At 61.0% G+C, this 12,905-nt stretch carries 7 protein-coding genes and 1 other RNA gene; all 8 read right to left on the bottom strand.

The window, feature by feature from the left end; translation table 11 throughout:
- The 8 genes from PspS35_RS21695 to PspS35_RS21730 all read right to left on the bottom strand — a co-directional run bounded on the left by PspS35_RS21695 (window position 1) and on the right by PspS35_RS21730 (window position 12,905).
- The gene (locus tag PspS35_RS21695; protein WP_159936736.1) at window positions 1–1,047 is read right to left on the bottom strand and encodes an N-acetylmuramidase family protein; all 1,047 of its coding nucleotides are present in this window, start codon (window positions 1,045–1,047) and stop codon (window positions 1–3) included.
- A 157-nt stretch (window positions 1,048–1,204) separates the two neighbouring features.
- Entirely contained in the window at window positions 1,205–3,166 is a 1,962-nt protein-coding gene (locus tag PspS35_RS21700; RefSeq protein WP_159936737.1) for an AAA family ATPase, read from the bottom strand.
- A 237-nt stretch (window positions 3,167–3,403) separates the two neighbouring features.
- Window positions 3,404–3,500, bottom strand: an RNA gene (ffs, locus tag PspS35_RS21705) — signal recognition particle sRNA small type.
- A gap of 356 nt (window positions 3,501–3,856) precedes the next feature.
- Entirely contained in the window at window positions 3,857–5,023 is a 1,167-nt protein-coding gene (locus PspS35_RS21710) for a putative zinc-binding metallopeptidase (protein ID WP_159936738.1), read from the bottom strand.
- Window positions 5,024–5,147: 124 nt separating this feature from the next.
- Complete coding sequence (ligA, locus tag PspS35_RS21715) at window positions 5,148–7,505, bottom strand: NAD-dependent DNA ligase LigA (protein WP_159936739.1); 2,358 nt, start codon at window positions 7,503–7,505, stop codon at window positions 5,148–5,150.
- Between the two features lie 87 nt (window positions 7,506–7,592).
- A complete protein-coding gene (gene zipA / locus PspS35_RS21720; protein ID WP_159936740.1) occupies window positions 7,593–8,462 on the bottom strand; it encodes a cell division protein ZipA in 870 nt (289 codons plus the stop codon).
- Between the two features lie 292 nt (window positions 8,463–8,754).
- The gene (gene smc, locus PspS35_RS21725) at window positions 8,755–12,243 is read right to left on the bottom strand and encodes a chromosome segregation protein SMC (protein WP_159936741.1); all 3,489 of its coding nucleotides are present in this window, start codon (window positions 12,241–12,243) and stop codon (window positions 8,755–8,757) included.
- Between the two features lie 2 nt (window positions 12,244–12,245).
- Window positions 12,246–12,905 (bottom strand): GntR family transcriptional regulator, encoded by a 660-nt coding sequence (locus tag PspS35_RS21730; RefSeq protein WP_099582685.1) that lies wholly within the window; start codon window positions 12,903–12,905, stop codon window positions 12,246–12,248.

Raw genomic sequence — 12,905 nt, forward strand, 5'->3', positions numbered from 1 at the left:
TTATTTTTTCCCTTCAAGTTTTTCGTAGGCCTTTTGCATAAGAACGTCATAGTTGCCGTAATCCTCGCCGTTATAGTTGCGCGCCATGCCAGTAAAGTCCTTGGCTTTCATGGCTTTCATCAACGCAGGGCTCTTGCTACAAAAGCCAAGAAACGCTTTTAGATGGTTACCGGCATTCACTTTCAACGCCGCCGAAAACTCAAATACCGTCTTGTAACCGCACGACGAGAAGTTAAACCCCATGATCTGGAACATGCCCCAGGAGGCCGACATCAATGCCGCTTCCTGATCCAGGGCAAACGCGGTGGCCATGGTTTCCCAGGCCTTGGTCTGGTCCTTGTTGTTCGCTTGCCACTGTGGCCCGGCCTTTTTCTTGTAGGGGTACGACAACAGCGGGTGCGCCTGGTCGTAGATGTGCTTGGTGTACTTGCGAAACAGGTGCCCTTCAAAAGCGATCACCGGCAACTTTGCCGCCCCGAAACCGGAGCGACCGCCGGACTCCACAGTGGCGAAGGCCTTGATGATATTCACCGAAATACCGCCACCCAGCTGCGTCGCGGCGTTCTGGAAGTCCGTTTCGCTGAGGGTCATGCCCCCGTCGCACGTGGCCTGGAGCATCAATTGCCGATTACGCCGCTCGGCTTCGACCATCGCACGCATGCGGTCCAGGTACACATTCACCGTAGCCTGCACTGCATCGCCCTGGTTGTTGCCGAACACATTGAGAAAGGTGGGAATGCGCATGCTCGGGAAGGCTTTCACCGGCACCTTCACCGCTTCCTCTATCAAGCTGTTGAAGGTACGACCCGTAGGATCGATCACGCCATCGGGGTGGGCGTACTTCAGGTGACGGAACTGATACTGGCTGATGCACTGCACCAACTGGCCGTCGCACTTGCCGTTTTCGGCCAGCGGGAAACCCAGCTTGGGAATGATCAGATTGAATAAATACTGGACACACTGAACATCGGCGGGCAAGTTGCGGGCCTTACCGGGCGCACCTACCGAAGCACTGATTAGACGAGGCAACCCTTGCAGGCTTTTCATCACAGACATCCCTGTTAGTTAAAGAAGTGATAGCACTTCAATATCAAATCCGCACCCTTGTCACACTTTGAAACAAGTGGCCGGCGGAAACTAACAAGGTGGTTTTGGGTTGTCCATAGCAAGCAGTGAAAGTTGTGAAACAGCCGGATTAAATCAATCAGTAACCGTGGGATTCACGGGTTTTCTGATACGTGTGGAAATCAATCCACTCGACCACATCGTAAGGCAGGTACAGCTGCACCCGCGCCCGGGAAATGGCGATGTACACCGCGCAGAGTCGCTGGTCGAACGCATAGGCATCCTTGAATTTCACGTTGGTCAGCAACTCGGGGGTGAGCAACACCCGATCGAACTCCATGCCGCCCGCGTCTTCTGCCAGCATCAGCAGGCAGCGCTTGCCGGGAACGCCGCTCAGCCGGTTCAAACGCGTGATATCGGCGACGTTGAAGCCTTTTTCCAACTCACTCTCGACCCACAGGAACGCTTCATCGAACTGGCCGGCCTCACGCACCTGCCGCCAGTCGTCCATGTCGCGCAAATACGCATGCGGGCCGTTCTCGTCGTGCTCGTTGCTGTAGAACTGCGGCTTGAATAACGCGATGACACTGATCATGAAACGCTGAAGGTCCTGCTGCGCCGCATTGTCGGGAAACCCGAACGGGCAGTTGGCTTGCTGCAATTGAATTGCCCACTTCATGGTGTCCCAGTGGGATGCGGTCAACACCACGCAGCCTTGCGGCGGCACGAAACCCTGAGGGTAGTGTTCGATGCCGACGTCAGCATCCCGCGCACCCTCGAAAGGAGTCTTGCACTTTTGCGAGTGCACGCTGATCAACGGGTTGACCAGGCGCTCAACATTGCGCCCCGAGCGCACGGAATAGCTGATATCGCTGCGGCGGACTTCGCGCCGCCTATTGACCATCACACCACTGGTCAACTGGTACTCATCGCCAAGGGTGATCAGCACCTGGCGGCCACGCTCGACAATCTGCAACAACGAGGGCGCGATGTCCTGGCTTTCATCGATCAACACATGGGTGTAACGAGGCGGCACCACGCAACCTTCAAGGCTTGCGCGCTTGATCAGCAATAGCGTCGCAAAATCGGTCTGGCTGTCCCATTGCGGGTTGGCCACCAGGTAAGTCCACACGCGACTGGAATACTCCAGCAATACCTGGGCGTCCACATTGGACAATGCTTGTTTGAAATGCGGCAGATGCCTGGCCGACAGGCTGTGATGGGCGCAATGGCAATAGCTTTCAAGCACCTTGAGACAGATGTCGAGCGTTGCCTGGCCGTCGTGCCCACGCCAGCCATGAATCTCCAGGGCCTGTGACACCGCCAGTTTGCCGGGCAACCTGGCCGGCGTGCCTTTCGCGGGTGGCCGTGCGCCCTGCAACAGCGCCTTGGCGAAGGCGGCAAATGTCGAACCGACCTTGCTGTCGCGCGCCAGCCCCATGCGCTCGCGCAACGTCGCCAATTTTGCCCCGGTACGTGCCAGCACCAGGGTTTTTTCTGGCCGCAGGCACTCGACCAACGCACCCAGCAGGTGGCTCTTGCCAATGCCCGCATAACCTTGAACATGCAGGTCTTCGTTCAGGTTGGCGCGAAAGGTGCGCACCAGCTTGTCCTGGGCCGGGCTCAGCCAGCGTTCGTGGTGGCGGGGCGTAATCATCTGCTGGCTGAATGGGTCGTTGCTGCGCAGGTGGCGGACCTTGTAGCCGATATCCCATTTACCCGTAGGCAGTAAGTAATCACGCGCCGCAACTTCTTCCGCCGACAACAGCCGCAGGTTGACACTTTTCAGCACGTTGAAACCGAAGTACAACTTGCGTGGGTCGAACAACCGGCGGGCTTCGGACAGCAACGCTGCCGTACTGGACAGCGGCGCGTCTATCGCCCAGCCGATCAGCTTGTCCAGGATGCACTCGGCACCGGAGCTGGTCAGGTCTTTCTCGACGGCCTGGGCCAGATTCTGGATCACCAGCACCGCCGCCAGTTCCGGGTCTGTCAGTTGGGCCAGGGCCTTGGCACCGTCCTCGCCGAGCAAGACCGTGCAGGTTGCGGACGTGACCGGCAGGAATACGGGGCTGGATAAATCAAAATGTTCCGGTTGCATAGGTCCTCGCAGCCAGGGGCCGACGTGCGCCGCATGAATCAGGCAGCCTGCGCAAATCCTCTGCACGCTGTGCAGCCACATTGACGCCAGTGGTTGTTCAGGGCTCGATTGGATACGGTGCTTGATCGCCAGGCACTGGAGTATGCCGCCATGGGCTGCGCGATGGCAGATGGCAGGAACGCAATTTTTTGGATTGGGATTGAACGTGTACGGCAAGGAAGAGCGTTATGGAGGCAACCCCACCAGCCACACCCCGGCACACAATGTTCCCGCTGTGGCTGCTGCCTTCCGGCTCTGACCAGGTTCACGGGTAATCGTTGCGGGGGGACCGATGGGGTCACCATAACGACGCTGGCCTCTCGGCAAGCCGCGCCATTGTACCGATCTCATCGGAAGTTACAACCGTTGGTTCCGGATTAAAAATACGAGGAGGCTCAAGCACTTGCCACAGCCGTCAGCATCACGCCTATCACCTGTGGGAGGGGGCTTGCCCCCGATAGCGGCCTGCCGGCCAATAAATCAGGTAGCTGACCCGCCGTCATCGGGGCATGGGTATCTACACAACTCTTAACGCCCGCTCACCACAGAAGCCTAATTGCCATAGATTCAGCATCCACTGGAAGTTGTGTAGATACCCATGCTCATCGGGGGCAAGTCGAATCGTCGCACCGCCCCTCCCACATTAATTCGTCATTGTGCCTGCAGCACCTCGTCCGCCCGGCCGCCCTCTTCCTGGATCACCAGGTGAATGAAGTGCAGTTTGGCGATCACCGCCGGCGGCAGTACGAAGGGATAGAAATCCGGCTGGCCCATGCTGCGCGACAGTTCGTTGAGCATGCCGGCCAGTTCGATCCAGGCGTTGACGAACGACAGGAACGCCGGGCCGCCGGGGTGTTCGGGGTCGTAGAGCGTGCTGAGGGGGAATGGCTGGTAATCCAGGTCCATCTCGCGGGCGCTCATGCCAAACCCCAGGGCGGTGTCGACGGCGTCCATCATGTGCAGGTAATGGGCCCAGGTTTCGGCCCAGTCTTCCCAGGGGTGCATAGTGGCGTAGGCGCTGACGCAGGTCTGCTGCCAGTCCGGACGCGGGCCGTTCTGGTAGTGCTGGTCGAGCGCCTCGGCATAACTGGCGCGTTCGTCGCCGAACAGGTTGCGAAACGGCTGCTGCCAGTAGGTACCGTTGATCAGACGGTCCCAGTAGTAATGGCCGACCTCATGGCGAAAGTGTCCGAGCAAGGTGCGGTACGGCTCGCGCATCTGCACGCGGATTTGTTCGCGATGGGCGTCGTCGGCCTCCTTGATATCGAGGGTGATCAGGCCGTTTGAATGCCCGGTCATGGGCGCATTGCCTTCCAGGTCGATGCCGACAAAGTCGAAGGCCAGGCCGCGGTCTTCGTCCACACGCTTGGGCACGACGCGCAGGCCCAGACTGATTAATTGTGCGACCAGCCGACGCTTGGCAGTTTCGACTTTGCGCCAGCGTTCGTGGTTTTCCGGGATCGACAAGTCGGGAATGGTGCGGTTGAGGCTGCAGGCCACACACAGCGGCGCGGTGCTGTGGGCTGGGATCAGCCAGTTGCAGGCGGCCGGGGTGTCGAGGTTGGCGCAGCGGCGGAAGGCCCCTGCGTCGAGGTTGTCGTCTTGCAGCCAGGTGCCTTCGACGGGGCCGGGTTGTAGGGAGGACAGGCGACTCTGCTGGGGTTGGTAGCCCAACAGCGCCGAGCAGGCCAGGCATTGGCTGTTGCGAAAGAACAGCGACTGCCCGCACCGGCATTGCCAGACCTTGCTGTTACGCGAGGATTCGGCCATGAACGGTGCGGCGATGCGTGAACTGAGTTGCTCGAAGTAGCGGAACATGGCGATCTCTCCCTGGGTGACTGAGACTAGATCATTTAGGGCTTGGGATCGTTCCACTTTCCTACAGGGCTGCTGCGCAGCCCGGCGCGGGGCAAGCCCGCTCACTCCAGAAAACCATGCCGCGTCAGACGGTGATGTTGTGCTGGGCCAGGAAGGCGACGAACGCCTCTTCATCCAATACCTTAAGGCCCAACTCGCTGGCCTTGGCCAACTTGGAACCGGCACCCGGGCCTGCCACCACGCAGTGGGTTTTCGCCGAGACCGAACCGGCCACCTTGGCGCCGAGGCTTTCGAGTTTTTCCTTGGCCACGTCGCGGCTCATCAGCTCCAGGGAGCCGGTGAGGACCCAGGTATGCCCAGCTTCCGGCAAGCCTTCGACGACCTTTTTCTCGCTCTGCCAGTGCATGCCGAAGTCCTTGAGCTGCTGCTCGATGGCCAGTGCATGCCGGGCGTTTTCCGGGTTGTCGAAAAACTCGCGCACGGCCTTGGCTTGCTTTTCGGGCAGGGCCTGGCGCATGTCCAGCCAGTCGGCGTTGATCACGCCTTCGAGGGAGCCGAACTTGTCCGCCAGTTTCTGTGCGGCGCCCGGCCCTACGGACGGTACATGCAGCTTGTCGAGCAAGCCGCCCAGGGTGGTACTGGCGGCGAACTCTGCGCTCAGCTCGCCCTGATCCTGCAATTGCAGGCCACACTCGTCCGGCGACAGCAATGCGCCGATCACCTGCTGGTTATGGCTGTCTTCAAAGAAGCTGTGGATCTCGTGTGCCACTTCCAGGCCCACGTCGGGCAAGTACGTGAGCACTTGCGGCAAGGCCTGCTGCACGCGCTCCAGCGAGGCCAGGGAGCGCGCCAGCACCTTGGCGGTCTCCTCGCCCACATCCGGAATGCCCAGGGCATAGATAAAGCGCGCCAGGGTCGGCGACTTGCTGTTTTCGATGGCCGCGATCAGCTTCTTGCTGGAAATATCGGCAAAGCCTTCCAGGTCGATGATCTGCTCGTACTTGAGCGTGTAAAGGTCGGCCGGCGAGCCGATGAGTTTTTCATCCACCAACTGCTCGATGGTCTTGTCGCCCAGGCCGTCGATATCCATCGCCCGGCGCGAGACGAAATGGATAATCGCCTGCTTGAGCTGCGCCCCACAGGCCAGGCGCCCGACGCAGCGGTACACCGCGCCTTCGCTGACGGTTTCCTTGCCCTTGCTGCGTTTGACCAGCTGGGTGCGCTCTACGTGGGAACCGCACACCGGGCAGCGCTCGGGGATCGGCACCGCGCGAGCGTCGGGCGGGCGGCGCTCAAGCACCACCGACACCACTTGCGGGATCACATCACCGGCACGGCGGATGATCACCGTATCGCCAATCATGACGCCCAGGCGCGCCACTTCGTCCATGTTGTGCAGGGTGGCGTTGGACACGGTCACGCCCGCCACCTTGACGGGCTTCAAGCGTGCCACCGGGGTGACGGCGCCGGTGCGGCCGACCTGGAACTCCACGTCGAGCAACTCGGTGAGTTCTTCCAGGGCCGGGAATTTATGGGCGATGGCCCAGCGCGGTTCACGGGCGCGGAAGCCCAGTTCGCGCTGGGCGGCGATGCTGTTGACCTTGAAGACAACGCCGTCGATTTCATAGGGCAGACTGTTACGCCGCTCACCGATATCGCGGTAGTAGTCGAGGCAATCCTCGATACCCTTGGCCAGCTTCAACTCGTGGCTGATCGGCATGCCCCACTTTTGCAACTGTTGCAGATTGCCAATATGGGTGTCGCTGATGTCCGTGGTCACGCCATAGCAGCAGAATTCCAACGGGCGGCTGGCGGTGATCTTCGAGTCCAACTGACGCAGGCTGCCGGCGGCGGCGTTGCGCGGGTTGGCGAAGGTCTTGCCGCCGACCTCCAACTGCGAGGCGTTGAGCCGCTCGAAACCGGCCTTGGACATGAACACTTCGCCGCGCACCTCCAGGGTCGCTGGCCAGCCGCTGCCGTGCAATTTCAGCGGGATGTTGCGCACCGTGCGCACGTTGACGCTGATGTCCTCGCCCGTGGTGCCATCGCCACGGGTGGCGCCGCGTACCAGCTCGCCATCCTGATAAAGCAGGCTCACCGCCAGGCCATCGAGCTTGGGTTCGCAGCTGTACTCCACCGCTGCGCCGCCGCCAAACAGGTCGCCCACCGGCAAATCGAGCCCTTCGGTAACGCGACGATCAAACTCCAGCATGGTGGTTTCATCAAAGGCGTTGCCCAGGCTGAGCATCGGAATCTCGTGCTTGACCTGGGTAAACGCCGACAGCGCCGCACTGCCGACCCGCTGCGTCGGCGAATCACGCGTCACCCGCTCAGGATGCTCGGCCTCCAGGGCCTTGAGTTCGTGGAACAAGCGGTCGTACTCGGCGTCCGGGATGCTCGGCTCGTCGAGGACGTGGTAACGGTAGTTGTGCTGATCCAGTTCAGCGCGCAGTTCGAGGATGCGGGTGTGGGCGGCGGTCATGGGTGTTCTCTCATAAAGCAAAAGAGCAGCCGAAGCTGCTCAATATGTTAGTGCACGGATTCTACAGACAACGCTTAAGATCGAACCTCAGCGTTTCTGTGTCAGGGCGCGACGCTCGAACTCGACGATGCGCTGACGGTAGTGTTCGATGGTCTGGGCGGTCAGGACGCTACGCTGGTCGTCCTTGAGTTCGCCGTTGAGTTCCTGGGACAGCTTGCGGGCAGCAGCCACCATCACGTCGAATGCTTGTTTCGGGTGACGCGGGCCTGGCAGGCCGAGGAAGAAGCTGACGGCCGGGGTGCTGAACAGGTCGATATCGTCCAGGTCAAAGGTGCCCGGCTTGACCGCGTTGGCCATTGAGAACAGCACTTCGCCGTTGCCGGCCATGCTTTCGTGGCGATGGAAGATATCCATTTCGCCAAAGCGCAGGCCGCTTTCGAGGATGTTCTGCAAGAGTGCCGGGCCTTTGAAACCGGCGGCGTCGCGGCAGATCACGCTGATCACCAGCACTTCTTCAGCGGCCGGTTGATCGTTGACCGATTGGCGCGGTGCGCTGGACGTCTTGCCGACGTTTTCATCCGGGAAATCATCGTCGCGGCTGCTGAAGCTCGGGCCTTCGTCGACGTCGAGGTTCAGGTCGCCCTGGTGCGGCTCGGCCACCCCGGCGTTGGCACGCTTGCCACGTTTGGAAGAAGGCTCACGGGCTTCACGCAGCGGCGCGCTCATCGACGGCAAGTCGTGTTCGTCCAACTGCGGCTCTTTATGGGTATCCAGCACACGGGGCGGCCCCAGCAGCTCGGCGCTGCCGTCGTCGTCAGGCAAGTTGGACAGGTTGCGGTCCAGACGGAATTTGAGCTTGCCCTTGCCACCGCGCATGCGGCGCCAGCCATCAAAAAGAATACCGGCAATGACAATAATGCCGATGACGATCAGCCACTCGCGCAGACCGATTTCCATGTAATCCCGTGCCTCTAATAAAAAATGCTGAAAAATAAGGGGTTTAGCACCGTGCAAACCGCTTTAAAACGTGGCGCCAACTCTATGTTCTGACTGACGTTTTGCCCACGCACACGAAAAATTGACATTAAACTAGCACGACCAAAGATAACTTTACACAGTTGGCGCGAAATGTGTCGAATTGCCAGCTTTCAGGCATAGTGGGCAATCTCCTACAGCAGGCGCCAACTGTGAGCCACAAGCCCTGAGCTACAAGCTTCAAGCCAACTCACTTGCCACTTGAAGCTTGCCGCTAGGCGTCCACCATCGCCATCGCTTCTTCGACATCCACCGCGACCAAACGCGAACAGCCCGGCTCATGCATCGTCACCCCCATCAGTTGATCGGCCATTTCCATGGCGATCTTGTTGTGGGTGATATAGATGAACTGCACGGTCTGGGACATCTCTTTAACCAGTCGCGCATAACGTCCAACGTTAGCGTCATCCAATGGGGCGTCAACTTCGTCGAGCATGCAGAACGGCGCCGGGTTCAACTTGAAGATGGCAAATACCAAGGCCAATGCCGTCAGGGCTTTTTCGCCGCCGGACAACAAATGGATGGTGCTGTTCTTCTTGCCCGGAGGCCGCGCCATGATCGTTACCCCTGTATCGAGTAGATCTTCGCCCGTCAGTTCCAAGTAAGCGCTGCCACCGCCGAAAACTTTCGGGAATAACGCCTGTAAACCGCTATTAATCTGATCAAAGGTATCTTTGAAGCGGTTGCGGGTTTCCTTGTCGATCTTGCGGATCACGTTTTCCAGGGTGTCCAGGGCTTCGACCAGGTCGGAATCCTGTGCATCCAAGTAACGTTTACGCTCGGACTGCTGCTGGTACTCATCGATGGCCGCGAGGTTGATCGCGCCGAGACGTTGGATACGTGCAGCAATGCGCTCAAGTTCTTCTTCGGCGTCTTTCTCGTTGGCCTGGGCGGTCAAGGTGTTGAGCACGCCGTGCAGGTCGTAGCCGTCTTCCAGTAACTGGTCCTGCAGGGTTTTGCGGCGCACGGTCAGGGCTTGCCATTCCATGCGCTGCTGTTCGAGTTGGCCACGGATCAGTTGGGATTGTTGCTCGGCCTGGGTCCGGCGCTTTTCTGCCTCGCGCAGTTCGCGGTCGGCGTCTTCCAGGGCGATCTGCGCGGTCTTGAGTTCTTCGTCGACGGTCATGCGCTTGTCGAGCAATTCTTCGAGCTTGAGGCGCAGCTCTTCCAGCGGCGCTTCGCCCTCCTCCAGATTGAGGCTCAGTTGCTCGCGTTTTTCGGTGAGACGCTCGGACTGCATCTCCAGACGCTCGAGGGCCTGGCGCGTAGAGTCGTGTTGAGCGCGCAGCGAGCCGAGGCGCACCGCCAATTGATGCGCGTGATCCTTGTGCTGCCGCGCTTCCTGGCGCACGCGGTCAAGGCGTTCGCGCAGGCTGTCGCGCTGTGCCAGCAACAGTTCGCGTTGCTCGGTGTCCAGGGCCATGCTGTCGAGGGCTTCCTGCAAGTGCAGGCGCGCTTCGCCGATCTGTTCGTGCTCCAGGGCGCGCTGCTCGCCCATCTCCGCCACTTCGTCGTCGAGACGGGTGCGGCGCAGGGTCAATTGTTCGGCCTTGGCCTTGCTCGCCGACAGCTGCGCCTTCAGCTCGCCTTGCTGGCGCGCTTCGTCCTGCAACAGGCGGCGCAGGTGTTCGCGGCCGGTCTCCTGCTGGCGCTGGGTGGCGCGCAGGGTTTGCAGTTCGGTTTCGAGGCGTTCGAGGGTGGCTTCGCGTTCTTCGCGTTCGGCGATCAGGTTGACGATTTCCTGGCCACGGGCCAGAACGCCACTTTGCGCTTCACTGGCGCGGCGCACCCGCAAAAAGTGCCGGCCGACCCAGTAACCGTCGCGGCTGATCAGGCTTTCGCCGGCCGCCAACTGACCGCGCTGGGCCAGGGCCTGGTCCAGGGAGTCCACCGGTTTGACCTGGCCCAACCACGGCGACAGGTCAATAGCGGCCTCGACCTTATCCAGCAGGCTGCCCGGCACCCGCGCGCCATCGACGGCGGGGCTGAGCAGACGCAGATCGCCCTGGGCAAAACCGGCCAAGTCGAAATCGCCAAAGTCATCCACCAAAACGGCTTGCAGATCGGCACCGAGCACGGTCTCTACCGCCAGTTCCCAACCGGCTTCGACCTTCAGGCCTTCCGCCAGCCGTGGGCGCTCGGCCAACTGCTGGTCGCGCAGCCATTCGGCGGTGCCGGTGCCTGGGTCCAGCGCGGCTTGCTGCAAGGCCTCAAGGGACGCCAAACGCCCGTTCAAGCGCTGCAAGTCGCCCTGCGCCTGCTGCTGCGCCTGGGTTGCCTGTTGCAGTTGCTGACGCAATTGCTCCAGGCGTTCCACTTGCTGCTCTTCGCTGGCCTCCAACTCTTCGAGGGTCATCTCGCTTTCGGCGAGCTGCTCGCTGAGGTCCAATATTGCCGCGTCTTCCGGGTCGGCGGCGAGCAATACGCGCTCTTCCTGCAAGCGGCGCTGGCGCTCGGCCAGGCGTTCCATGCTGGTTTCCAGTTGCTGGATGCGCGACTGCTGCACCTCGGCCTGGCGACGTGGCTCGGCCGATTGCAGGTTGAAGGCGTCCCACTGCTCCTGCCAGCCGTGCATGCTGGTTTCGGATTCTTCCAGGGCGGCGGCGGCCTCTTCGGCGGCGGCGCTGGTGATTTCCTGCTCGGGGGTGAGCATGTCTAGCTCTTCGCCCAACGTCAGCAGCAAGGTACGGTCGTGGCCCAGGTGCGATTCGGTCTCCAGGCGCGCGCGTTCGGCTTCCTTGAGATCGTCCTGCAACTGGCGCAGGCGCTGCTGGCCGTGCTGGATGCTCTGCTCCACACGGGCAATATCGCCGCCCACGGAGTAGAAGCGGCCTTGCACCAGATTGAAGCGCTCGGACAAGTCATGGTGCCCATCGCGCAGGCGCTCGATGCTGGCATCGGCGTTGCGCTGTTCGGCCACCAGCGCTTCGAAACTGATTTCCTGGGTGCCGATGATCGCTTCGCGCTGGCCCACTTGCTCATTCAGCGCCTGCCAGCGCAGGGCCGACAGCTGCGCCTTGAGCTGGCGCTCTTCGCCTTTGTACTCTTGATATTTCTCGGCCGCCTGGGCCTGTCGGTGCAGGCGCTCCAACTGGCGCTCCAGCTCGTCGCGCAGGTCGGTGAGGCGGGCGAGGTTTTCATGGGTGCGGCGGATGCGGTTCTCGGTCTCGCGGCGGCGCTCCTTGTACTTGGAGATGCCGGCCGCTTCTTCGATGAAGTTGCGCAGGTCTTCGGGCTTGGCTTCGATCAGCTTGGAGATCATGCCCTGCTCGATGATCGAGTAGCTGCGCGGGCCCAGGCCGGTGCCGAGGAAAATATCGGTGATGTCGCGTCGACGGCACTTGGTGCCGTTGAGGAAGTAGCTGTTCTGGCTGTCGCGCGTGACTTTGCGGCGGATGGAGATTTCCGCGTAGGCCGCGTACTCGCCGATCAGGGTGCCGTCGGAGTTGTCGAACACCAGCTCGATACTCGCCTGGCTCACCGGCTTGCGGCTGGTGGAGCCGTTGAAGATGACGTCGGTCATCGACTCGCCACGCAGGTTTTTTGCCGAGCTCTCGCCCATCACCCAGCGGACGGCGTCGATGATGTTCGACTTGCCGCAACCATTGGGCCCGACCACCGCCGCCATGTTACTGGGGAAGTTCACCGTGGTCGGGTCGACGAAGGATTTGAACCCCGCCAGTTTGATGCACTTGAGCCGCACGCTTAGGCGTCCGCCAACGCTGCGATGACCAGCGAGCTGCTGCGCTGGCAGTAGGCCGACAACACTTGGCGAATCTGCGGCACGTCACGGGCCAGTACGGCGGCGAGCAGTTGCTCGAACAGCGCCAGGTATTCGCTCATGGACGCCTTGCGCTGATCCAGGGCCAGGTAATAGGCGCGGTTCATCGCCGGCTGCAGGTTTTCGACGGTTTCCTGCAAGTACGGGTTGTTGGCAAAGGGGTACGCGGCGCGCATCACGTTGAAGCATTCTTCGACGAAGGCGCGGATGTCCTCGCGCTCGAAATTGGTCACCAGGCGCTGCTGGATCTGCACGAACGGCGCCATGTCGGCCTGGGTCTGCCAGCCTTCGGCGACCGCATTGCCGAGCAGGATGTACAGCTCGCTCATCAGCGTGCACAGGCTCTGCACCTTGTGTGCGGTGAGCTCGGTGACGTGGGCGCCACGGCGCGGCAGGATCGCGATCAAGTGACGGCGTTCGAGGATCAGCAAGGCTTCGCGCACGGAACCACGGCTGACATTGAGTGCCAACGTGACTTTCTGTTCCTGGATCCGCTCCCCAGGCTTGAGATCGCCGCGAATGATGCGTTCGGCGAGGTGGTGAGCGATTTGCTCGGCGAGACTGTCCGGCGCCTTGAACGTCAT

It is taken from the genome of Pseudomonas sp. S35, from assembly GCF_009866765.1.
In the GTDB taxonomy this organism is placed as follows: domain Bacteria; phylum Pseudomonadota; class Gammaproteobacteria; order Pseudomonadales; family Pseudomonadaceae; genus Aquipseudomonas.